This window comes from Paraburkholderia sp. RL17-337-BIB-A (assembly GCF_046025895.1).
Lineage (GTDB): Bacteria > Pseudomonadota > Gammaproteobacteria > Burkholderiales > Burkholderiaceae > Paraburkholderia > Paraburkholderia fungorum_C.
On sequence record NZ_JARESY010000002.1, the window covers coordinates 2,632,375 to 2,656,309 of the forward strand.

At 62.3% G+C, this 23,935-nt stretch carries 19 protein-coding genes and 1 pseudogene; 15 read left to right on the forward strand and 5 right to left on the reverse strand.

What is annotated here, in order from left to right; all coding sequences use genetic code 11:
• Position 1 precedes the first annotated feature (1 nt).
• The gene (locus tag P0D84_RS32510) at positions 2–1,525 is read right to left on the reverse strand and encodes a CoA-acylating methylmalonate-semialdehyde dehydrogenase (RefSeq protein WP_408343448.1); all 1,524 of its coding nucleotides are present in this window, start codon (positions 1,523–1,525) and stop codon (positions 2–4) included.
• Positions 1,526–1,680: 155 nt separating this feature from the next.
• Positions 1,681–2,820, reverse strand: coding sequence for a hypothetical protein (locus P0D84_RS32515; protein WP_408343450.1), 1,140 nt, complete (start codon positions 2,818–2,820; stop codon positions 1,681–1,683).
• A 357-nt stretch (positions 2,821–3,177) separates the two neighbouring features.
• Between P0D84_RS32515 and P0D84_RS32520 the strand changes: the two are divergent.
• From P0D84_RS32520 to P0D84_RS32530, 3 genes and pseudogenes are all read left to right on the forward strand, one after another.
• A pseudogene (locus tag P0D84_RS32520) lies at positions 3,178–3,381 on the forward strand (hypothetical protein); the annotation flags it as partial.
• Entirely contained in the window at positions 3,368–4,165 is a 798-nt protein-coding gene (locus P0D84_RS32525) for a hypothetical protein (protein WP_408343452.1), read from the forward strand. The pseudogene P0D84_RS32520 and the gene P0D84_RS32525, both read left to right, overlap by 14 nt.
• A 13-nt stretch (positions 4,166–4,178) precedes the next feature.
• A complete protein-coding gene (locus P0D84_RS32530; RefSeq protein ID WP_408343454.1) occupies positions 4,179–4,598 on the forward strand; it encodes a DUF4279 domain-containing protein in 420 nt (139 codons plus the stop codon).
• A gap of 197 nt (positions 4,599–4,795) precedes the next feature.
• Here the strand turns inward: P0D84_RS32530 and hpaR are convergent, their stop codons facing one another.
• Positions 4,796–5,203: a homoprotocatechuate degradation operon regulator HpaR gene (gene hpaR, locus P0D84_RS32535; protein WP_042277081.1), complete on the reverse strand. Its 408-nt coding sequence runs from the start codon at positions 5,201–5,203 to the stop codon at positions 4,796–4,798.
• A 176-nt stretch (positions 5,204–5,379) separates the two neighbouring features.
• Between hpaR and P0D84_RS32540 the strand changes: the two genes are divergently transcribed.
• The 7 genes from P0D84_RS32540 (at position 5,380) to hpaI (ending at position 11,505) form a co-directional block, all read left to right on the forward strand.
• On the forward strand, positions 5,380–6,159 hold the full coding sequence (locus P0D84_RS32540; RefSeq protein WP_408343456.1) for a fumarylacetoacetate hydrolase family protein: 780 nt from the start codon (positions 5,380–5,382) through the stop codon (positions 6,157–6,159).
• Entirely contained in the window at positions 6,156–6,914 is a 759-nt protein-coding gene (locus P0D84_RS32545) for a fumarylacetoacetate hydrolase family protein (RefSeq protein WP_408343459.1), read from the forward strand. The genes P0D84_RS32540 and P0D84_RS32545 overlap by 4 nt, the downstream gene beginning before the upstream one ends.
• A gap of 91 nt (positions 6,915–7,005) precedes the next feature.
• Positions 7,006–8,463 carry a 5-carboxymethyl-2-hydroxymuconate semialdehyde dehydrogenase gene (gene hpaE / locus P0D84_RS32550; RefSeq protein ID WP_408343461.1) on the forward strand — a complete coding sequence of 486 codons (1,458 nt, stop codon included), beginning with the start codon at positions 7,006–7,008 and terminating at the stop codon, positions 8,461–8,463.
• A gap of 79 nt (positions 8,464–8,542) precedes the next feature.
• Complete coding sequence (gene hpaD / locus P0D84_RS32555; RefSeq protein WP_408343463.1) at positions 8,543–9,406, forward strand: 3,4-dihydroxyphenylacetate 2,3-dioxygenase; 864 nt, start codon at positions 8,543–8,545, stop codon at positions 9,404–9,406.
• A gap of 21 nt (positions 9,407–9,427) precedes the next feature.
• Positions 9,428–9,826: a 5-carboxymethyl-2-hydroxymuconate Delta-isomerase gene (locus tag P0D84_RS32560; RefSeq protein WP_408343465.1), complete on the forward strand. Its 399-nt coding sequence runs from the start codon at positions 9,428–9,430 to the stop codon at positions 9,824–9,826.
• Between the two features lie 61 nt (positions 9,827–9,887).
• Positions 9,888–10,691, forward strand: coding sequence for a 2-oxo-hept-4-ene-1,7-dioate hydratase (hpaH, locus tag P0D84_RS32565; RefSeq protein WP_408343467.1), 804 nt, complete (start codon positions 9,888–9,890; stop codon positions 10,689–10,691).
• 10 nt (positions 10,692–10,701) lie between these two features.
• Positions 10,702–11,505, forward strand: coding sequence for a 4-hydroxy-2-oxoheptanedioate aldolase (hpaI, locus tag P0D84_RS32570; RefSeq protein WP_408343469.1), 804 nt, complete (start codon positions 10,702–10,704; stop codon positions 11,503–11,505).
• Between the two features lie 983 nt (positions 11,506–12,488).
• Here hpaI and P0D84_RS32575 read toward each other — a convergent pair.
• Both P0D84_RS32575 and P0D84_RS32580 read right to left on the reverse strand, forming a co-directional pair.
• Positions 12,489–14,822 (reverse strand): EAL domain-containing protein, encoded by a 2,334-nt coding sequence (locus P0D84_RS32575; RefSeq protein ID WP_408343471.1) that lies wholly within the window; start codon positions 14,820–14,822, stop codon positions 12,489–12,491.
• Positions 14,823–14,932: 110 nt separating this feature from the next.
• Positions 14,933–16,078: a GGDEF domain-containing protein gene (locus P0D84_RS32580; protein ID WP_408343473.1), complete on the reverse strand. Its 1,146-nt coding sequence runs from the start codon at positions 16,076–16,078 to the stop codon at positions 14,933–14,935.
• A gap of 579 nt (positions 16,079–16,657) precedes the next feature.
• Here P0D84_RS32580 and bcsD point away from each other — a divergent pair.
• From bcsD to bcsB, 5 genes are all read left to right on the forward strand, one after another.
• A complete protein-coding gene (gene bcsD, locus P0D84_RS32585; protein WP_408343475.1) occupies positions 16,658–17,113 on the forward strand; it encodes a cellulose biosynthesis protein BcsD in 456 nt (151 codons plus the stop codon).
• 241 nt (positions 17,114–17,354) lie between these two features.
• Positions 17,355–18,383 carry a cellulose biosynthesis protein BcsP gene (gene bcsP, locus P0D84_RS32590; RefSeq protein ID WP_408343477.1) on the forward strand — a complete coding sequence of 343 codons (1,029 nt, stop codon included), beginning with the start codon at positions 17,355–17,357 and terminating at the stop codon, positions 18,381–18,383.
• Complete coding sequence (gene bcsQ / locus P0D84_RS32595; RefSeq protein ID WP_408343479.1) at positions 18,380–19,168, forward strand: cellulose biosynthesis protein BcsQ; 789 nt, start codon at positions 18,380–18,382, stop codon at positions 19,166–19,168. The genes bcsP and bcsQ overlap by 4 nt, the downstream gene beginning before the upstream one ends.
• Positions 19,165–21,369, forward strand: coding sequence for a UDP-forming cellulose synthase catalytic subunit (gene bcsA, locus P0D84_RS32600; protein WP_408343482.1), 2,205 nt, complete (start codon positions 19,165–19,167; stop codon positions 21,367–21,369). The genes bcsQ and bcsA overlap by 4 nt, the downstream gene beginning before the upstream one ends.
• Positions 21,370–21,372: 3 nt before the next feature.
• Entirely contained in the window at positions 21,373–23,934 is a 2,562-nt protein-coding gene (gene bcsB / locus P0D84_RS32605) for a cellulose biosynthesis cyclic di-GMP-binding regulatory protein BcsB (RefSeq protein WP_408343484.1), read from the forward strand.
• The last annotated feature ends 1 nt before the right edge of the window (position 23,935 follow it).

The window sequence follows — 23,935 nt, forward strand, 5'->3', positions numbered from 1 at the left end:
CTTACTTCGCGACCGGCATCGTGAACTCAGCGCCCTTCGCGATGCTATCCGGCCAGCGCTGCATGATGCTCTTGTAGCGCGTATAGAAACGCACGCCTTCCTCGCCATACGCGTGGTGATCGCCGAACAGCGAGCGCTTCCAGCCGCCAAACGAGTGCCATGCCATCGGCACCGGAATCGGCACATTGATGCCGACCATGCCCACCTGAATCTGCCGGCCGAACGCGCGCGCCACGCCACCATCCGACGTGAAGAGCGACACGCCGTTGCCGAATTCGTGCGCGTTGATCAACTCGACCGCGCTTGCGAAATCGGGCACACGCACCACGGCCAGCACCGGGCCGAAGATTTCTTCCTTGTAGATCTTCATCCCGGTGCCGACCTGGTCGAACAGCGTACCGCCGATGAAGAAGCCGTCTTCATTCGCGACCGGATGCGCACGGCCATCGACGACCAGTTTCGCGCCTTCCGCCACGCCCGAGTCGATATAGCCGGCCACCTTGGCCTTATGTTCGGCGGTAACCAACGGACCCATTTCAGCGTCGAGATGTTCACCGTTCTTGATGACCAGCGACTTGACGCGCGGCACCAGGCGTTCGATCAACTCATCGGCGACATTGCCGACTGCCACCGCGACCGAGATCGCCATGCAACGCTCGCCAGCCGAACCGTAGGCGGCGCCGATCAAGGCGTCGACTGCCTGGTCCAGATCGGCGTCCGGCATCACCACCAGATGATTCTTCGCACCGCCGAGCGCCTGCACGCGCTTGCCGCGCTTCGACGCTTCCGTATAGATGTATTCGGCGATCGGCGTGGAGCCGACAAACGACAGCGCCGCGACGTCCGGATGGTCGATCAGCGCATCCACGGCCACCTTGTCGCCGTTCACGACGTTGAACACGCCATCGGGCAAACCGGCTTCCTTCAGCAGTTCGGCAATCCGCAGCGAGGCCGACGGGTCGCGCTCCGAGGGCTTCAGCACGAACGTGTTGCCGCACGCGAGCGCGACCGGGAACATCCACATCGGCACCATTACCGGGAAATTGAACGGTGTGATGCCCGCCACCACGCCCAGCGCCTGACGCAGATTCCAGTTATCGATGCCGCCGCCGATCTGGTCGGTGAAATCGGTCTTCAGCAGGTTCGGGATGCCGCAGGCGAACTCGACCACTTCGATGCCGCGCACCACTTCGCCTTGCGCGTCCGTGAACACCTTGCCGTGTTCGCGCGTGATCAGCATGGCGAGTTCGTCGTGATGCCTGTTCAGCAGTTCCTTGAACTTGAACAGAATGCGCGCCCGCTTGATCGGCGCGGTTTCGCTCCAGGCCGGAAAGGCGGCCTTGGCAGCCTTGACCGCCGCGTCCACTTCCTCGACCGAAGCCAGGGCGACCGAAGCGGTCACCTGGCCAGTGGCGGGATTGAACACGTCCTTGACCCGGCCGCTCGTCGACGCAACCGGCGCGCCGCTGATGTAATGACCCAACTGTTGCACCGACAACTTTGCTTGTTCGCTCACTGCATTCATTTCGTTACCTCATGTTCGGGATAGGCCGGTAGGATTGGCAAACTGTATCGACGGTGCCCGTCATATTCCCGATACAGCACAATAAAACCGCGCCTCACTGTATTGTTTTTCGCGTGGCAACTGTATTGGCTGACGACGTCGCTCCTGGCGAACCTTCAGCGCCATTGCTCGGTCAATTCGTTGGCGAGCACCATCTTCTCGCGAACGAGTTCGGTAAAGGCGGCGTCCGCTCCACTCTGCGCCTTGAGGAATTTCAGCGCCGCGGAGTGAACGGCTCGCATCGACCGGCCGTCGATCCCAGCCATGCGCGCCGCGCTGCGACGCGTTTCCTCGACCAGATCGCGCGCGCTGCCAAAGTCGGGCGACAAGCCGCTCTGCGCCTGGAACTCGGCGCGCAACGCGGCCGCATAGTCGCGCGACTGCCCCAAGCGGTCGACGTCGATCATCAGATCGACGCCGTCCGCCATCCGCAGCACACAGAGAATCCACAACGCGACGAACGCGCGATACGCGTTGTTGCCTTCCGCCGTGCGCGCATATTGCTCGCACGCCATGGCGTAGGCGTCATCCGAAGTCGGCACGACAGGCGGCAAGCTCACGCCGCAGATTTCGATGGCCTGCCGGACCAAAGGCTCCGACTGATTCAGACCCAGCACGCGAAACGGTGCGGCCACGAAGAACGGGTTGCTCCATTGCTGATTGAGCAACCACCCCGAGGCAAACTGCGAGGCGGGATTGCGCAGCACGGCCGCATGCGTCACTTGCGGGAATGCGCGCTTGAGCCACGGCAAGCGGCCCGACGAACGGCAAAACTTCAACACGGGTACGCTACCGTGCCCGGTAGTACGCTCGCACAGGTTGGCCAGATAGGCCTGCAACGCGGGGAATTCCGCGTCGGGTGCATTGGAGAAGCGATCCGTGCCGAAACGCTTCCGGTATCCGGCTACGCCGCGCACACCCTCTTGCAGAAACGGCCGGTACTCCTCGAAGTACGGCGCGGCGAGCGGCGGATGTCCCGAGGTCAGCGTAGGACGGGACGCGGAAATGTCGGCGAGGCTCAGATCGGCGAGCACGTTGCTGAGCGGTTCATAAAAGCCGGTCACGGAATCGAGTGCGCGCAGGCGCGACCAGATCCACGTTCCGGCGCTGCGCCAGCCCGCGTGCAGAAATACCCCCTGTTTCAGGGCACTTTGTGCCGAGCCCTCGGCTGGGCGGGAAGCTGGATCATTCGACAAGCTGGTCGATCCGCCAGTGGCGCTGGACGGATCGCTCGATGGCCCCTGTGACAACGGCATTGGACTTCTCTTCAAATGGAAGCGACAACGAATGGATGGACGGCGGGCGCTGCCTGCCGCTACGCTGCTCAAGCGCACATTCTAGCGGCTCTGGCTTTCACCCGCGGATGCGTCGCTACCCGTGCGCACTGGAAGCTCGCATCCAAACGCTTTAAGCTGCCAGACTCCCGAACTCAAGAGTTGCCGCCATGAACGATTCGTGGACATCATGGAACCACGCTGCGGGTTCCGAGCAGATGGGCCGGACGTGGCGTGCCGCGTATTTGGCTCAACCGTTTCGGCATGGACCAAAGGCCGAGACGGTGATGCCTCGCGCACCGGCGGCGATCTGCGCACGGACTACGTCGGTCATTTGATCAGGACCACGGGATTCTGTTGTCATCGGAAGCAGGCGTGACCGTCGACGACATCGAACAGCGCTTTCCGATCGGCATGAAGCTGCGCATTCTGCCCAACCACGCATGCGCAACCAGCGCACATCATCCCAAAAACATGAATACCGCCCAACCTGGTAGATTTACGCCGTCAAACGCGACAGGACCGGGCAATGAGCGGCACTGAACTAAAAACAGATTCGTTGCAGCGATGGATGATGTACAGCAAGGATGTCTATGGGAGTGGGCGAATCTTTCTTACTACCGAGCAAAAGCAGGCGATTGAAGAAGGCAAGAAGTTCGCGCAACGTACATACGCGGATGCATGGGCACGGGATGCCGAGCTCGTTCAGCGCGTCCGTTCGTTCCTTGGAAGCAACTTCCATTGGCACCAGCGGCTTGCGGAAAAAGGCGCTGATCTTGAAGTTGTAGAGACGTTGCAATCCATGATTCGTGGTGAGAGCGTTGTACTCATTGCCGAGCAATCGCGAACGGGGAGCGCCTCGATCGATCGAGCGCCCAAAACCAGAAGGCTCCCGAGCTTCCATGAGGAATTAATGACGAGGCTGGGCATGTCATACGAAGCTGCGACGGCCTACATGGACTGGTATAACGACATGGTGGACCATGTTAATGCTGTTACGGCCCGCTATGCGAACAGTGCCGCCTCATCACTGGCTGACGCCGCCGCTGATCTCACGGAAGCTGCCACGCCGCTCGGCGATGCGCTGCCGTTCGATTATGTCGAAGATGCGCTGAGCACCGACACCGAAGAACTCGCGGCTAGTACGAGAAACCCGGGTTACGCAGCCAAGATGCTTGGTTACGATCGCAATACCTTGGGCGCCATGATTCATACAATGAAAGATGAAAACAAGTTGAGGGGAGACGACAACGTCATCCGGCATGACAACGGAGACGTGTATTTCAACGGCGCAAAGATCGACAATATGCATGTCTATGCACCTTAAGGAACGAGCCACAATGTCAACGCACCACGCTCTTGCATACGCGTCCTTTTCAATCTATCAGGATGCCGAACCCCCAGAGTTTTGGACCACGTATTTCAATGTGGCGCCAGATCGTTCCGGCGTGAAGGGTGAACTCAAGGTTATGCCCTCAGGCCGTGTCAGCGAAAACAGATGGCGATTCGGCTACTGGAACGTTAGCAGTGAAGCAACCGTAAAGAGCGACAGACTTGAGCCGCACCTGAGGTACCTGGTTGATCGGCTTGGCCTGCCTCGGGACGACCTGCGCGCGCTCATCGAGAGAACCGGCGCGCGAATGCGGTTCTTTTGCTACTGGCACAACGAGACAGGCGAACGTGTGCCCGATGTTCCTGACGATATCCGCGTGATGATGGAGTCGCTTGGCGGCACTATCGAGATTGACGAGTATCGGTAGCCTCCTGTCCGTCTTGGCCCATAACGAAAAAGCCGACCGAATCTGAACGACACGAGGGCGTCCCCGAAAATGCGCGCTGCGTGCTAGCTCAACCGCGGCGCACGCCCGACAAAAACCAGATTCCGCGGCTGCTCGGGCCGAGGGAAAACGCGACTACCCATGCCTCGCCGCCCGCCCAACGCGAATGAGCGGCTGCCTCACTCATCCTCTTCTTCAAGGCCCGCCAGCAGATCGTCGACCGCGCGATACACGCGCTCGACGATTTCCGGCCCCACCTTGCGTTCCAGCTCGCGATAATGCGCCTCGAGATCCTTCGAGATCACACGCACCAGCTCCACACTCGTATCGGTGAGCGACACCAACACGCGGCGCTGGTCTTCCGCGAAACGCTCCTTCGTCACCAGTTCCATGCTCTCCATGCGCGCGAGCACCCCGGCCATACTCGGGCTCGAAATCGTGCAGATATCGGAGATGTGGCGCGGCTCCATCGGGCCATGCTCATTGAGCGCGCGAATCACGCGCCATTGCTGTTCGGTCAGCCCGTGCGCGGTAATCAACGGGCGGAAACGCTCCATCATCTTTTCTCTGGCGCGCAGCAACAACATCGGCAGGTTGCGGTGCAAAACTCGGGTAGTAGCAGAAGCGGACATGGCGGATAAGTTAAAGCAGCCGTCGAAACTTAAGGGAAAACCCGCGATCAGCCGACAGGCTATTGACCGTGGATGATATCAAGCGCAATACTACTAACATGTTAGTGTTTTCTCCGAGAGACAGCTAATTTATGTTTGCACTTGCCGATCACCTGCTGCATCCCGAAGGCGACGCGCTGCCTCGCGACGTGGATGCGCGCACCGCCGCCGCGCTGCTCGCGCGCGGCGTGGCCTGCCGCGCGCCGGTTTCGGGCGCCGTCTATGGAACGTTGCTGAACGACCGGGCCGCGCTGGAAGCATTGGGCGACGCGGTGCATGCCGCGCCGTACAAGGCACCGCCGAAAGCGCCGATTCTTTATGTGAAGCCACGCAACACGTTCGCCGGCCATCGCACACGTGTGGTCGTGCCTGACAATGCATTGGGCGTGGAAGTCGGCGCTTCGCTGGGTATTGTGATCAGCCGCACTGCAACACGCGTCAGCGCGGGCGAGGCGTTCAACTACATCGCCGGCTACACGCTGGTCGCCGATCTGAGCGTGCCGCACACGAGCGTGTACCGGCCTTCGGTGCGATTCCGGGCGCGCGACGGTTTTTGCGTGATCGGACCGGCGGTGGTTGCAGCGCATCATATTGCGGCGCCAGACAATCTGACGATCGAGGTTTCGCTTAAAGGACGCGAAGCCTTTACTTTTACTGCCGGTACTGCATCGTCGATACGCGGTGTGGCTCAATTGATTGCGGACGTCACCGATTTCATGACACTCAGCGCTGGCGACGTCATTACGCTGGGCGTGCCTCATGGTTCGCCGGTGGCTCATAGCGGCGACACGGCCATGCTATCGATTGGCGCAATGCCGCCGCTCGAAGTGTCGTTTGTCGATGCAGAAGAACACGATGGAGAACAGCCATGATGCGCGGCCGCGTTGCGTATGCAGGCGCGATTCACGAAGCCTATCCGGACGCCCATGGCGTACGTCTCGCCGACGGCCGCGTGCGTCGTGAGGACGAAGTGGTGTGGCTCGCACCAATCGAGGTCGGCACGATCTTCGCGCTCGGCCTGAACTACGCCGAGCATGCAAAGGAACTACAGTTCAACAAGCAGGAAGAGCCTTTAGTCTTTCTCAAAGGCCCGGGCGCGGTGATCGGTCACCGCGGCTTCACGCGCCGCCCCGCCGACGTCACCTTCATGCACTACGAGTGCGAGCTGGCCGTCGTGATTGGGCAAACCGCGCAGAACGTCAAACGCGAAAACGCCATGCAGTACGTGGCCGGCTACATGATCGCCAATGACTACGCCATCCGAGACTACCTGGAAAACTATTACCGCCCCAACCTGCGTGTGAAGAATCGCGACGGCGGCACGGTGCTCGGCCCCTGGTTTGTCGATGCCGCCGATGTCGAAGACGTTACGCAGCTCGAATTGCGCACGTTCGTCAACGGCACGCGGCAGCAACACGGCAACACGCGCGATCTCGTCACCGATATCCCGGCGTTGATCGAATATCTCAGCAGCTTCATGACCCTCGCACCCGGCGACGTGATCCTGACCGGAACGCCGGAAGGCATCGTCAACGTCAATGCGGGCGACGAAGTGGCTTGCGAAATCGACGCCCTGGGCCGTCAAGTCAACACGATCGCATCCGACGCGGACTTCGGCCGCGCCTGATCGACTGCTTTGCATAGGATCGGGGGTAGGCGGTATGGGACTAGAGTAGCCGCCCACTCCGATCGACAGCGAAAAGAGTAAGGACAAGACAATGCGAATCGAACATCTGATCAACGGCAAATCGGCCGCCGCGAAAGACTACTTCGAGACCGTCAATCCGGCGACACAAGAGGTGCTCGCTGAAGTCGCCCGCGGCGGGGCGGAAGAAGTCGACGCCGCCGTGCGCGCGGCCAAAGATGCGTTTCCGGCATGGGCCGGCAAACCCGCCGCGGAACGCGCAAAAATCATTCGCAAGCTAGGCGAGTTGATCGCGAAGAATGTGCCGGAAATCTCGGAGACCGAGACGAAGGACACCGGCCAGACGATCTCGCAGACGCGCAAGCAACTCGTGCCGCGCGCCGCCGACAATTTCAGCTATTTCGCGGAAATGTGCACGCGTGTCGACGGCCATACCTATCCTACCGACACGCATCTGAACTACACGCTGTTCCATCCGGTCGGCGTGTGCGCGCTGATCTCGCCATGGAACGTACCGTTCATGACAGCGACGTGGAAAGTCGCACCGTGCCTCGCGTTCGGCAATACCGCCGTGTTGAAGATGAGCGAACTGTCGCCGCTCACGGCGTCGATGCTCGGCAATCTCGCGCTCGAAGCCGGTATTCCCGCCGGCGTGCTGAACGTGGTGCACGGCTTCGGCAAAGACACCGGCGAGCCGCTGGTAGCGCACCCGGATGTGCATGCCGTGTCGTTCACCGGCTCGACGGCAACCGGCAACCGCATCGTGCAAACCGCCGGCCTGAAGAAGTTTTCAATGGAACTGGGCGGCAAGTCGCCGTTCGTGATTTTCGACGACGCCGATTTCGAACGCGCCCTCGATGCCGCCGTGTTCATGATCTTCTCGAACAACGGCGAACGCTGCACGGCGGGTTCGCGCATTCTCGTGCAACGCTCGATTTACGCGCGCTTTGCCGAGCGTTTCATCGAGCGCGCAAGACGTTTGACGGTGGGCGATCCGCTGGCCGACAGCACGATCGTCGGCCCGATGATCAGCCAGGGACACCTCGCCAAGGTGCGCAGCTATATCGAACTGGGTCCGAAAGAAGGCGCCACGCTCGCATGCGGCGGACTCGATACGCCTGACCTGCCAGCAGCCATGCGCAAAGGCAATTTCGTTACGCCAACGGTGTTCGTCGACGTCGACAATCGCATGCGGATCGCGCAGGAAGAGATCTTCGGCCCGGTCGCCTGCCTGATTCCGTTCGACGACGAAGCCGACGCGATCAAACTCGCCAACGATATCTCCTACGGCTTGTCGAGCTACATCTGGACCGAGAGCAGCGGCCGCGCGCTGCGTGTCGCGGCGGCCGTCGAAGCGGGCATGTGCTTCGTCAATAGCCAGAACGTGCGCGATCTGCGCCAGCCGTTCGGCGGCACGAAAGCATCGGGTGTGGGCCGCGAAGGGGGCACCTGGAGCTATGAAGTGTTCCTCGAACCGAAGAACGTGTGCGTATCGCTCGGCTCACATCACATCCCGCGCTGGGGCGTTTGAGGCGCTTTCGCATATAGCGCCGGGCGCGAGTGCGGATGGGCAAACTCAGGCCTCGCGCCACACAGAATAGGAGACCGCGATGGGCAAGCTCGCATTGGCAGCAAAAGTCACTCACGTCCCGTCGTTATATTTGTCCGAACTCGACGGTCCGCATAAGGGTTGCCGTCAGCCGGCCATCGACGGCCACCATGAAATCGGCCGGCGCTGCCGCGAATTGGGCGTGGACACGATCGTCGTATTCGACGTGCATTGGCTGGTGAACAGCGAATACCACATCAATTGCGCGCCGAAGTTCGAAGGTGTCTACACGAGCAACGAGCTGCCGCATTTCATCAAGAACATGCCGTACGCGTATCCCGGCAATGTCGGCCTCGGCGATCTGATCGCGGAAGTCGCCAACGAAATGGGCGTAAAAAGCCGCGCGCATAGCGAAACCACGCTCGAGCTCGAGTACGGCACGCTCGTGCCGATGCGCTATATGAATAGCGATCAGCACTTCAAGACCGTGTCGGTAGCGGGCTGGTGCATGTGGCACGACCTCGAAACCAGCGCGCGTTTCGGCCTCGCGGTACGCAAGGCGATCGAGGAACGTTACGACGGCACCGTGGCGATTCTCGCGAGCGGTTCGTTGAGCCACCACTTCGCCGATAACGGCACCGCCGAGCAGTTCATGCACAAGGTGTGGAGTCCGTTTCTCGAACAGATGGACCGCAAGGTGGTCGAGTTGTGGGAAGCCGGCGACTGGAAGACCTTCTGCGAGATGCTGCCGCTTTATAACGAGAAGTGCTGGGGCGAAGGTGGCATGCACGACACCGCAATGCTGCTTGGTGCGCTCGGTTGGGATCGCTACGACGGCAAGGTGGAAGTCGTCACGCCGTATTTCGGCAGTTCGGGCACCGGCCAGATCAATGCGGTCTTCCCTGTGACTCCCCTGCCCGCTTAAGTCCTGAGAAAGGAGCGTACCGTGCCGCATTTGACACTCGAATATAGCGCCAACCTCGCTGGCGAAGAAAGCATTGGGCGCCTTTGCAATTCGCTCGCTCATTGTCTCGACGCACAGCGTGAGAATGAACAGCGCCTCTATCCGCTTGGCGGCATCCGTGTGCGCGCCTTGCGTTGTGAGCAGTACTGCATCGCCGACGGCAGAGCCGACGCCGCATTTCTGCATGCGAATCTGAAGATCGGCGCAGGCCGCTCGGAAGCCGCTAAAAAGGCGACTGGTGACGCATTGTTCGAACTGATCAAACAGCACTTCGCTGCTGAGTTTGAAAAGCACGGCCTGGCGTTATCGCTGGAAATCAACGAATTCAGTGAAGCCGGCACGTGGAAGCACAACAATTTGCACGCGCGGCTGAAAGCCTGATCCCAGATCTGATGCCGAGGCCTGGTATCCCGGCCTGGCAGCGGCTTATAGAGAATCCATCATGCTAGACGAACAGACTATCCGCGATCTCGCGGCGCAACTCGACCACGCCGAGAAAACGCGTACGCAATTGCGCCATTTCTCCGCCAAGTATCCTGAGATGACCGTACAGGACGGTTACGCGATTCAGCGCGAGTGGGTGAAACTCAAACTGGCCGAGGGCCATGTGATCAAGGGCCGCAAGATCGGCCTGACGTCACGTGCCATGCAGCGTTCCTCGCAGATCGACGAACCCGACTACGCGCCGTTGCTCGACAGCATGTTCATCGAAAGCGGCCAGGATATTCGTGCCGACCGTTTCATCGCGCCGCGCGTGGAAGTCGAGCTGGCCTTCGTGTTGAGCAAGCCCTTGAAGGGCCCTGGCATCACGCTATTCGACGTTCTGGACGCCACCGCCTATGTGACCCCAGCCGTGGAGATCATCGACGCGCGCATCGAACAATTCGACCGCGACACGAAGGCGCCGCGCAAGGTCTACGACACGATCTCGGACTTTGCGGCCAATGCGGGCATCGTGCTGGGCGGCCGGCCGGTCCGGCCGCTGGACGTCGACCTTCGCTGGGTTGGCGCATTGCTTTACAAGAACGGCGCCGTGGAAGAAAGCGGACTTGCCGCGGCGGTGCTGAATCATCCGGCGACTGGCGTGGCATGGCTCGCGAACAAGATTGCCCCGTATGACGAAGTACTGAATGCGAGCGACGTGATTCTGAGCGGCTCGTTCACGAGCCCGATTCCGGCGCGAGCGGGCGACACGTTCCACGTCGACTATGGTCCGCTTGGCGGCATTGGTTTGAATTTCATTTGAGTGTTCCGACATGTCTCTACCCCAAAACACATTCAAGCGCGCGTTGGCTGAAGACAAGCCGCAATTCGGCTTATGGGCGGCGCTTGCCGATGCGTACGTCACCGAGTTGCTGGCCACAGCCGGTTTCGACTGGCTGTTGATCGACAACGAGCACGCCCCGAACGATGTACGCAGCACGCTGGCGCAATTGCAGGCGGTGGCCGCGTATGCATCGCATCCGGTGGTGCGTCCGGTGCGCAGCGATAGCGCGTTGATCAAGCAATTACTTGATATCGGCGCGCAGACGCTGTTGTTACCGATGATCGACACCGCGGAACAGGCTGCGGAAGCCGTCGCGGCGACGCGTTATCCACCGCAGGGCATTCGCGGCGTGGGGAGTGCGTTGGCACGGGCATCGCGGTGGAACCGGATACCGGACTACCTGAACACTGCCGCTGATGAGTTGTGTGTGCTGGTGCAGGTTGAGACGGTGCAGGGGATGGAGAATCTGTCGGCGATTGCGGTTGTGGAAGGCGTTGATGGTGTGTTCTTTGGTCCGTCGGACCTGAGTGCGTCGATGGGGTTGTTGGGCAAGCCTGGCGATGCAAGCGTACGTGAAGCCATATGCAAAGGCATCGAGACAGTACGGAATGCGGGCAAAGCGGCGGGCGTGCTGGCGCCGGATTCGGGAATAGCGGCTGAGTATCTGGCGGCGGGCGCAACGTTTGTGGCGGTGGGCACGGACACAGGGTTGTTGAGTCGTGCCGCGGCGGATCTGGCCTCTTCGTACAAGAGGAATGCCGGGGCGGCGATGACTGTTAAGGGCGGGTATTGAGGGGGTGGGTTTTGGCCTGCGCGGCGCTTATTGTCTGGTTGCCTATGGCGTTGGGCTTTTCTTGATCTGTTTGTCCGTGCGGCGCTTATTGTCTGTGTGGCTAGGGTGTGGGCCTTTCCTTGAATTGATATTGGTCTATTAGCGTCGCCCCTGTGCGGGGCGGGCACCTACTTTTCTTTGCCTGCCGCAAAGAAAAGTAGGCAAAAGAAAGCGGCTCAAACCGCTAACTTTTAAGCGGGTCCCCCGCACAGTTACGGTAGTGGTGCATCTGGAATCTGGGTTCTCGCACACTCCACGTGAGTGACAAAGCGCTCATACTTCCCGTCTCGCACTGCGTGCTCGCCGGAAGGGTCCATCGAGAACCAGGGACTTCGTTCGTGCACGCCGGGGGCCACTGGCTTCGCCTTGGCGACGCGCTCATGAACTCCCACTCCGCACTGCGGGCATCGCGGATGAGTCTGCGCGAGACACCAGCTGCTTCGTTTGAAGGCGGCGGAGGCCATCGGCTTCGCCTCGGCGACGCCCCGATGAAATGCGAATGAGATAACACCGCAGTGGTTTCAAGAGCGGCTCTTCAACGCGCGCTGCGCCGCCGAATGAAGTGCGAATGAGATAGCACCGCAGTGGTTTCAAGAGCGGCTCTTCGGCGCGCGCAGCGCCGCCGGAAGCATGATGGCTTTGTCACTCGCGCGAAATGTGCGAGAACCCAGATTCCAGATGTACCACTACCGCGGCTGTGCGGGGGACCCGCTTATGAGCTGGCGGTTTGAGCCGCTTTCTTTTGCCTACTTTTCTTTGCGGCAGGCAAAGAAAAGTAGGTGCCTGCCCCGCACAGGGGCGACGCTAATAGACCGATAACAATTCAAGGAAAGGCCAACACCACAAGGCAACACCCAAACAAGCGCCGCGCAGGCAAACAGATCAAGAAAAGCCCAACACCGCACGCGACCAAAAAAACCGCCCCGCAGGCAAAAACCCACCCCTTATTCCCCCGCCGGCCAAGGCAACCCCACCGCCGACCAATCCAACTCCACCCCCACAACCAACCGCTCACTAACAAACTGCACAGCCAAAGTAACAGCAATACAAGGCCGCCCACTCGCCAAAGAAAGATAAGGATTACTCGACACAGCAACCCCGGGCAACAAAACAGCATTCCGGAAATAAGGCCGATGATCCCACCTCGCATCGCGAGGATTCGCCACCGGATGCAGCGAAGCCGCTTCGCTCCTCCACGCCGGCCCCAGCACCTCATGCCCAACCTGCCGTCCAGAATCATCCAGAATAAAACAACTGATACAGCGATCAAACGTAGCCAGGGAAGCAAACGCCTGGTCCATCAAAACCCCAGCCAGCAAATCATCAGCCGCACGGCTCAAAGCCACCCGATACGGCTCGACCTCCGACTCGAACAAAGCATGCTGATGCGCCCTCCCCTGGGCAATCACATCAAAAGCATCATCGATCCGCCGATGCACCGACTCCGGCGGCGCAATCTCCGCAGCCGGCCGACCGAGCAGATAGCCCTGCGCAAAATCCACATTCGACTCCACAGCAAGAATCAATTCCTCAGTGGTCTCCACGCCCTCGACAACCACGAGCATCCCCGCCTGATGCAACAGCGAAACGAGCTTCGGCAAGATCGGCTGCTCAGTGCCGTGACCCGTCGCGCGAATCAATTCGCCGTCGAGCTTCACGAGATCCGGCCGGATCCGCAACAGCCGGTCGAGGTTCGACTGACCCGCGCCGAAATCGTCGACGGCGATCAGGAAACCGTGTTCGCGATACAAAGCCGCCGCCCGCGACATGTCATCGACGCTGCCGCCATGCGATTCGAGAATCTCGAGAATCACCCGCTCAGGTTCGAGCCCCACCGCCCGCACGATCGTCGCGAGCTGGTCGGCATAGCCTTCAGCGATAAAGGTGGCGGGCAAAATGTTGAGGAACAGCCACGCGTCGCCTGGCAGCACCTTGCGCGCATTGTCCAGATGCACAGCGTGGCTCGCGCGATCGAGCGCGCCCTCGTCGTTGGACGGCTTCGGCGCGAACAGCACCACGGGCGGCACCAGCGTGCCGTCGTCCTGCTCGCCGCGCAGCAGCGCCTCGAAACCCACCTGCTTCTGATGCGACAAGCTGTAGAGCGGCTGAAAATGCGAGGTCAGGTAATAGTCATCCCATCGATGCCGCGGCGGCGCCGCCCCGCCCTCCGCCGGCACATCGCCAGAAAGCACCTGCAGCGGCTCGAACGGTAGCACACGCTCGGCGCACACGCGGTTTCTGCCCGAATGCTTGGCGCGCAGCAACGCTTCATCGGCGCGATCGAGCAGCACCATGATGCTTTCGCCGCTCCGATGCTCGGCCACGCCGAAGCTCGCGGTCAGACAGCCGTCAGGTCGCTCGATCGCGGCAATCGCGCCGCGCAGGCGCTCGGCCAGCGCCAGTGCGCCGGCCAGCCCGTCGAGCAGCAGCACGGCAAACTCCTCGCCGCCGATCCGGCTCACGCTGTCGTCCGCGGAAGTCTCCTCCATCAGCACCTGGGCGACCTGGTAAAGCGCGTGGTCGCCGACTGCGTGGCCGAAGCGGTCGTTCAGCGATTTGAAATTGTCGATGTCGAGAAAAATCGCGCTGACCCGCGCATCCGGCGTGATGTTTTCAAGGCGGCGCCCGGCCTGCTTCACGAACGCGCGGCGGTTTTGCAGGCCGGTCAGCGGATCGGTCGCGGCGAGTTGCGCCAGTTGGCTCTCGAGCAGAAAGTGGTTGCGCCGGAACCGGTAGAAGCCGAAGTGGAACACAGCGGACATCGGTACGCCGATCGCCACGATCCACATCCACACGACCACGTCGACGTCATGCGTGCGCGGCTCGCCAGACAGCAACGCAAACGCGGCCGCATAGAAGAGCGCGCTGCCGGCGCAGAAATGCATCGGCGTGAGCCACAGCGGCGCTGCGCAGATCGGGATCACCAACATGGCCGGCAGCACCCACAGCAACGGTTGTTCAACGCCGGAGACATTCAGCGCGATACCGGCCACCAGCACCAGCGAGTACGCGACACCGATTGCGCCGAACGTCCAGGTCGAGCCGGCACGGGGAATCGCCATCACCAGCAGGGCGAGCACCAGCGCGCAGGCGAGCCGGTAGGCGAGCGGTATCGCGGGGCCGCCGACCATGTTGCGCGCCCCCACGAAACAGAGGAACGCGACAACGGTAACCCCCATCGTCACCATCGAAAGCGGGCGCTGATGTTCCAGCGATCGTCGATGAAAACGATTACGCAGCCCGGAATCGGACAGTTGCTTCGTTAAAGTGGAAAGCATATTGATAGCTATCGGGCTGGCTCCTGTCACTTTGCCCATGTATAACGGCAACTGTCTGACAAATATTTATGCCCGGCCCGCAAATAGAATCGCACCCCGCTCCGTCAGGGCTACGCGGTCATCACGCGATCGCGTCCCGAGGCCTTGGCGGCATATAACGCGCCGTCAGCACGCGCCATCAACTGGGCAAGCAATTCGTCGCGCCGATGCTGGTCCACCCCAACGCTGAAGGTGTATTTCAGCCCGCGCGGCAACTCGACCGGCGCGGCCGACGCGAGCTGAACCCGCAGACGGTCCAGCAAACTCACCGCTTCGGCGGCGGTGGTTGCTGGGCATAGCACGCCGAACTCCTCACCGCCCAGCCGCCCGAACACGTCGCCGACCCGCAGGTTGCCGGCGACGAACGCCGCAAAATGGCTCAGCACCTGGTCGCCGGCGGCATGGCCGTAGCGGTCGTTGACGGCTTTGAACGAATCGATGTCGATGATCGCCATCGTCATCGGCGAGCGAGTGCGCCGCGCCGCGTTCAGCAGCGCGTCGCCGGCCGCCAGAAACGCCCGGCGCGACAGCGCGCCCGTCAATTCGTCGACATTGGCGAGCCGCTCGAGTCGCTCGGCGAGGCGATCATGCGCCAGCATCACTACACCGATCGAAAGGGACGGCGTCGCGAGAATGCCGAGCGCGAGAAAAGCGACGTTGCTCGGCGACACCTGCAGCAAGTTGGACTGCAACACCAGGCCAAAGCCGTAAAAGATGCCGCGCGAAGCATGCCCGACGCCTAACAGCAAAGCCGCGACTGCGAGAAAGTAATAGCTGTAGCGCGGCCGGTTTGCGGGGCGGTGCCGCACCATCATCACGGCAAGCATCGCATAGAGGAGCGCGTGATATGCCGACACTACGGTCACGCGTGCGTTGAAGTCCGGCACCGTAAAGGTCCAGTAAATGATGCAGAACAGTACCGCAAGCGCGCCGGCGTAGGCCGCCCAAGGCCGCGTGCGGCGGCCCAGAAACCGGGCGCAGCCTTCGACCACCAGCAGCAGTGAGACGGCCAGCAGTTCATTGGCCGCCACGATACCCAGCCAGGGCGATGCATGGCCTTGCGAGACAAAGGCAAGCAGCGCCACGATGGCGACCGCACTGGCCGAGATCCAGTAGCCGACGCCGGGGATTACCGCGCGCCATAACGAGCCGAGCACGGCCATGCTCATGGCACTGGATAAAACCGTGACAACCAGAATAGTCAGTGGATTGATCATTGTTATTTGAGTCGAACGGCATCCCCATGGCGGGCCGTGTTCCGGTTGCCTGCGCTGTTCGTGCCATTGCATGAACAGCCGGCTGCGCAAGTTCGTAAGCTTACCGGCCCTGACGAAAGTTGAGGTCGCAACGATTCTGCAAGAATTACCGGCAAAGGCAAATGTCTATTGCATTCGCGCAAACTCAAAGCGTTGCATTTGCCACGAAATAAAACACTAAAGCAACGATAAAACCGGCGCCGATAGGACCATGAGGACGACCGCTAAAACGAACACGAACACTTTCGCACCGGCCAGGCACAGTTGGGAAGGGCTAGGGCAATTCGCGCAGGAAAAATTACGCTGTTGATCTGGATCCAACGTAAATGTCTGCACGTATAAACCAGACGAATGTAAAGTTGGCTTAAAGTTACTGTCTTAAGTAGACTCCTCCGAAGTGTGGCGGAAAGACTAGACAGTTCGGTAAAAATACCCTAGGGCGCGTGCAAGGCGCGGCCTTCCCGTAACGCGTTCATTTGTATTCAACCGTCGGCATCCGTTTTTATACACGGCCCAGGCAAGGGCCATTTCCCGGAAAACATGGTCCCAATCCTCGATTACCTGCTGGAGCGCCAAATCTCGCCACAGTGGCGCGGCATGCTGACTGCGCTCGCGACAGAGTTCGAAGCGCAGATCGGTCGTGACGAACTGCGCCAACTGATGTATCGCGTCGGCTGCCGCTTCGCGGCGGCGCATCAATTGCCCGCATGCGGGTCAACGGCCGAGCTCGCTCAGGCATTAAACCTGTACTGGCATGACATGGATTGGGGCGTCGTCGAGTTGTCCGACGAAGCCGAGTCTTTGCGCATCGTTCATTACTGTGCGCCGCTGCAGGCATTCGGCCACACGGCGCTCGCATGGACGCCGGCGTTTCTCGAAGGTGTCTATCAGACCTGGTTGAGCGCCTTGGGCGCCCAGGGCTTGTCGGTGGTGCAAACGAGCGAGTACGGCACGGACACCGCTATCGAGTTCCGGCTAGGGCGGCATTCCGTTTGAGCGGACCGGTTTGCGAAGCGGTTTGCGAAGCCGGTAAGCGGACCGGGAAAGCGGTTCGAAAGATGAACCATCAAGCATGCGCCGGCAAGACCGGCTCGCGTCCGGTAGAGAGTCGCCAGGCAACGGGCAGTCGAGGAACGCGCCAGACCGGTGCGCGTGAAGTGGCAATACCAGCATGACAGCGGCGCGAGTAAGCAAAGGGATGGGGGGCAACACAAGTCATGAACAAGACGGCGGCACTATGAGTTCATCGAGCGACATCGAGAAACTATTCGATCATTTTGGCGGCGACGCCAACGCGTACCAGGAAATCGGCCGCGAAAACGAAGCGCGTGCGGCGCGCACCCGTTGGCCGCTGCTGGTGACGCTGGACCTGACACAGCCGACGATTCCCGCGATCGGACAGCGTCGTGAGCCGCCCCGCGAGCCATTGGCTGGCAACGCGCAGGCGGCAGCCGTGGATCGTCTGGACACGACGCCTAAAGACGCGGTCTCGGTCACACGCGCGAGGGCGCCGCTGTTCACCCGCTCGCATCGGCGGGACATTCCGCCGGTCATTGCCGCCGCCGCCGCTCAGCCTGCCGCGCCGAGCGGCGCTTCGCGTTTCGGCGCGCTCGAAGCGAACGCTGATGCCGAGGCGCAAGCCGCCCACAGCATGCAAACAGCGCCGGCCGCGGCACGGGTCGACGCGGCGCCCCCGGCGGCAACCCAGGCTGCGCCCGCCGTCGTTGTGCCACAGATGTCGCCGGCGGCCGCGCAAGTCGCCACTGCACCGGTTCCCCCGCTCATGTCGCGTGCGAGTGTTCCGCCGGTGGCGCAGTCCCGTACGCCGGCCATGCCTGTCACGCAACCTGTGACCAGCATGTCGCCAAACGCGCCTCCGCCGCGCGCCGAGATCCCCGCCCTCACGCCACGCGCCACCGCGCCGACATGGGCGCAAGCGCCTGCTCCCGTTCCTGCCGCTGCCGCTCCGGCATGGACGCAAGCGTCATCGGCTCATGCTCAGGCTCACGCCCCCACCTACACCACTACGCCCGCGGCGCCGAAGCCACCCGCTTCGATCCTCGGCAAACTGTTCGCTTCGGAGCCCGAACTGGCGTCGCCGCCGCAACCCGCCGCGCCCGCAGGCGGATCCGCACCGCTGCAATCGGTCTTCGACCGTCTGCGTGGCACGCCTGCCCAAACGGCCGCTGCTCCGGCCGGTGCTGCTAGCGCCACCCCGGCCGCCGGCTCCAACTCGTGGCTGGTCAACGGCCCTCGTCGCTCATGAAAGTCATCTCGGTCGTGTCCGCCAAAGGCGGGGTCGGTAAAACCACCCTCGCCGCCAATCTCGCTTCCGTGCTGGCCGCCAGCGGCCGTCGCGTGATTGCCCTCGACCTCGATCCGCAGAACGCGCTGCGTCTGCATTTCGGCGTGCCGCTCGACAGTATCGACGGTTTGTCGCGCGCGACGTTGACGGGCGACCCATGGCAATCGGTGATGTTCGACGGCATCGACGGTGTGACCGTGCTGCCCTATGGCGCGCTGCTCGAAGTTGATCGCCGCCGCTTCGAAGCGCACATCGACCAGGACCCGGGGTGGCTCGCGCAGGCGCTGCAAACGCTGCGGCTCGACGCATCCGACATCGTCGTCATCGACACCCCGCCGGGTTCGTCGGCGTACGTGCGCACTGCGTTGTGCGCGGCCACCTTCACGCTGAACGTGGTGCTCGCCGACGCCGCTTCGTACGCGGCCATTCCGTTGATGGAACGCCTGATTGAAACGTATGCGGCGCCGCGCCCCGAGTTCGGCGGCGAAGGCTACGTGATCAACCAGATCGACCAGTCGCGCCAGTTGACCAAGGACGTCCTCAAGGTCTTGCGCCAGATGCTCGGCAACAAGCTGTTCCCGGGCGTGATCCATCTGGACGAAGGCGTGAGCGAAGCGCTCGCGTGCGACACCACGCTGATTCACTACGATCCACTCAGTCAGGCGGCCGCCGATTTTCGCGCGTGCGGCAACTGGCTGATGGCGGCGCTCGATGCGATCGCCGTCTCGCCGAGGAGCGTCGCATGAGCACGCCTTCTTCGCAGGGCCTCGAAGGCGCCGAGCCGTCGAGGCTCGAACGCTTCGTCGACGCGCGCTTCTGGAACAGCCGGATCGTGACGGCGCTGGTCACGCTGTTCGCGCTGACGATGCTGTACTTCGTGTTCACGGTGCCGCTCGCGTTCTACGAGCAACTGACGTTCGCGACCTGCTGCTTTATCACCGCGCTGTGGTTCCGCCGCCTGCCTGGCCGTTACGCGACCATGGTGATGATCATGCTCTCGGTGGTCACGTCGGGCCGCTATATGTACTGGCGGCTGACTTCGACAACGTACTGGGAACATCCACTCGACGCCGCCTGGGGCCTGCTGCTGGTCGCGGCCGAAGTCTATTCGACTATCGTGCTGCTGCTCGGCTACTTCCAGACCGCGTGGCCGCTCAAGCGCACGCCGATGCCGCTGCCCGCTTCGCGCGACCTGTGGCCGACCGTCGACGTGTTCATCCCGACCTACAACGAGCCGCTCACGGTGGTGAAGCCGACCATCTTCGCCGCGCTCGCGCTCGACTATCCGGCCGACAAGATTTCGATCCACGTGCTCGACGACGGCCGCCGCCCCGAGTTCAAGGCGTTCTGCGAGGAAGTCGGCGTCAACTGGACGATCCGCACGCACAACCGCCATGCGAAGGCCGGCAACATCAATGAAGCCTTGAAGATCACGCACGGCGAGTACCTCGCGATCTTCGACTGCGATCACATTCCGACCCGCTCGTTCCTGCAGATCGGCCTCGGCTGGTTCCTGCGCGACAAGCTGCTGTCGATGCTGCAAACGCCGCACCACTTCTTCTCCGCCGATCCGTTCGAACGCAATCTCGGCACCTTCCGCAAGGTGCCGAATGAAGGCGAACTGTTCTACGGCCTCGTGCAGGACGGCAACGACCTGTGGAACGCCACGTTTTTCTGCGGCTCGTGCGCGCTGTTGCGCCGGACCATGGTCGAAGAGATCGGCGGCATCGCGGTGGAAACGGTGACCGAGGACGCGCACACCGCGTTGAAGCTGCACCGCCTCGGCTACACCACGGCGTATCTGGCCATTCCGCAGGCGGCGGGTCTCGCCACCGAGAGTCTCTCCAGCCACATCGGCCAGCGGATTCGCTGGGCGCGCGGCATGACGCAGATTTTCCGGATCGACAATCCGCTCACCGGCAAGGGCCTCAAGATCGGCCAGCGGCTCTGTTATCTGAACGCGATGATGCACTTCTTCTACGGCATCCCGCGTCTGGTGTTCCTCACCGCGCCGCTGTCGTATCTGTTCTTCGGCGCGCACGTGATCGAAGCCGCCGCCAGCACGATCGCGATCTACGCGCTGCCGCACATGATGCATGCGAGCATCACCAATTCGCGGATGCAGCGCTCGTTTCGCCATTCGTTCTGGGCCGAGGTGTATGAATCGGTGCTGGCGTCGTACATCACCGCGCCTACCTTGCTCGCGCTGATCAACCCGAAACTCGGCAAGTTCAACGTGACGGCCAAGGGCGGCCAGATCGAGAAGAACTACTTCGACTGGGCGATCTCGCGGCCGTATCTGTTCCTGCTGTTGCTGAACCTGATCGGCTTCGTCGTGGGGATCGTGCATATCTATCTGAACTGGCACATCCGCAGCGTGGTGAACACGACCATCCTGAACCTCGGCTGGACCACCTACAACATGCTGATTCTCGGTGCGAGCGTGGCCGCGGCAAGCGAGCGCCGGCAGATTCGCGCGGTGCACCGCGTGGCGATGCAGATGCCCGTGATGCTGAAGTTCTCGACCGGCCGCACGCTCGCTTGCGAAACCATCGACTACTCGGAAGGCGGCGTCGGCGTGGCGCTGCCGGCCAAAATCGAAGTGCCCATGCACGAGCGCGTGACCGTCTCGCTGTTTCGCGGCGACGAGGAGTTTGCCTTCCCCGCCACCGTCGGCTTCACGGAGCCGGGCCGCGTGGGCCTGCGCTTCTCGGCGCTGACGCGCGAACAGGAATACGAGTTCGTCAAGACCACCTTCGCCCGCGCCGACGCGTGGACCGGCTGGGCCGAAGGACGTCAGCAGGACACGCCGTTGCGCGGTCTGTCGCACGTGCTGACGGTCGGTGCGCGCGGCATTGCGGGTCTCTTCGAACATCTTTATGCCGACCTTCGAAGCTCGATGAAAGGCCGTCCGGTGGACGTCAAAAAGCTAAAAACCAAAGACTGATCTATGGGCAACAGGATGGCGAAGTCAAACGTCGAACGCTCGAATCACGAGCGCAGTGGGATGGACCCGGAGCCGCGTCGTTTTGGCCGTCTCCGTTCGCAACGGTTGATGCGCGGGCTCGCCTGCTGGCTCGCGTTGCAGACCGCGTTGGCGGCCCCGCTCGCGTCGGCGGCCGAAGTGGCCGCGGCAGCCATGAGCGGTGCGAGCGCGTCGCAAGCCGGCCAGCCGCCGGCGGCCCAGGGCGCACCGGCTGCGCGCGTCGCCACCGGCGTGGGCAGTGTGCCCGCGCCGAGCGCGGCCGTCCCCTACGATCCGAACACGATCGCGCAAGCGCAGCTGGCCACGCCGACACCGGCGCTCGCCGCGGCGTCGCTGAAAGCCTTGGGGAACAGAACGCCGACCACGGCAGAACCGGGCACGCTGGTGCCGGGTGGCCGCCGTCAAACGCTCACTTTCGCCGACCTCGGCGCACGCGATCCGCTGCAACTGCGCGGCACCGACGGTCAGAACGGCGTCGCGTTTTCCGTGCGCGGCGACGAGGTGGTAACCGGTGCGATCCTGCATCTGGTCTATAGCTACTCGCCCGCGCTGCTCGCGAATCTTTCCCAGCTGAAAGTGCTGGTGAACGGCGAAGTCGCCGCGACCTTGCCGGTGCCGCACGAACAGGCCGGCATGCTGGTGGCGCGCGACGTCTCGATCGATCCGCGTTTCATCACCGAATTCAACCACCTGAACGTGCAGTTGATCGGCCATTACACGACGAGTTGTGAAGACCCGGCGAATTCGTCGTTGTGGGCCACCGTCAGCAATGCGAGTTCGCTCGATCTGACCTATGCGTCGCTGGCCAGCAAGCCGGATCTCGCCGCGCTGCCGCAGCCGTTCTTCGACCGCCGCGACGTACGCCGTCTCGAGTTGCCGTTCGTGTTCCCGCAAAAACCGGGCGCCGCCACACTCGAAGCGGGCGGCATCGTCGCCTCGTGGTTCGGCGCGCTCGCCGGCTATCGCGGCGCGATGTTCCCAGCGCAACTGGATAACGCGCCGCTATCGGGCAACGCGGTGGTCTTCGCGACCGACGACCAGCGTCCGGCCGGCGTAACGATTCCAGCGATCTCCGGACCGACCATCGCGGTAGTGGATCGTGAAGCGCCGGCGCGCGGCAAGCTGTTGCTCGTGCTAGGCCGCACCGAAGCCGAACTGAAAACCGCGGCCAGGTCGCTCGGCATCGGCCAGAACACGCTAACCGGCCCGAGCGCGACGATCACACAGTTGAACGAACTCGCGCCGCGTGCGCCGTACGACGCGCCGAACTGGCTGCCCACCAACCGCCCGGTTCGTTTCGGCGAACTCGCCGACTCGCGCGACCTGACCGTATCCGGCTACGACGCCGACGCCGTGCGCGTCAATCTGCGCGTGCCGCCCGACCTGTTCATGTGGCACACCAAGGGCGCGCCGATCGATCTGCGCTACCGCTACACGGTGCGTCCGCTCCGGGATCGTTCGTCGCTGAACGTCAGCGTCAATGACGGCTTCGTGCAGGCGCTGCCGATTCCGGCCGAGTCGGCCTCGGTGTTCGAGCTGAGTCATTACTTCGCGAACGTCTTGCCGGACAAGACCGCCGAAGCGCGCCGCACGGTATATATTCCGCCGCTGCTGCTGACGCCGCGCGCCCAGGTGCGCCTGCACTTCTACTACGACATTCCGAACACCGGCGAATGTCACGGCCGTCTGCTGGACAACGTGGTCGGCGCGATCGATCCGAACTCGACCATCGACCTCTCGTCGTTCCCGCATTACATGGCGCTGCCCGATCTCGCGGCGTTCGCCAACAGCGGCTTCCCGTTCACGCGAATGGCCGACCTGTCCGAGACCGCGGTGATCCTGCCGAACGAGGCCGATTCGAGCGACTACAGCCTGTATCTGCTGACCATGGGCCGCATGGGCGCATCGACGGGATACCCGGTGAACGGCGTCACGGTCGGCACCGCCGACGACGTCGACAAGTACGCCAACAAGGACCTGCTGATTTTCGGCGCGCCCGGCAAGCAACCGCTGTTGCAGCGCTGGGCCAGGTCGATGCCGTTCTCCAGCGACGGCGATTCGCGCACCTTCGCGCTCTCGGACGTCGTCTTCAAGCTCGAGGACTGGTGGCATGGCGAGCGCGGTGTCGAACGCTCGCCGGCGCGCGCCGACCTGACGCTCGTGAGTTCGAACGGCGCCGCCCTGCTGACCGGTTTCGAATCGCCGCTGCAAAAGAACCGCAGCGCCGTCGCGCTGGTGAGCGCGGCCGGCCAGTCGGACGCCGATCTGTCCAGCGCTCTCCTCGACGCCGACGTGCTGCCGCAGATTCAAGGCGCGATGGCCGTGATCCACGGCCGCACCGTCACCATCACGTCGAACGGCGAGGCGTACTACGTCGGCCATTTGTCGCCGCAAGAGTATCTGCGCTGGGCGCTCTCGTCGCATCCGTTGTTGCTGATGCTGGGCGGCGTGCTCGCCGCGCTGATCATCGCGGGCCTGTTCTACCGGACGCTGCGTTCCATCGCCGCGCGCCGCCTCAGGGACTGAT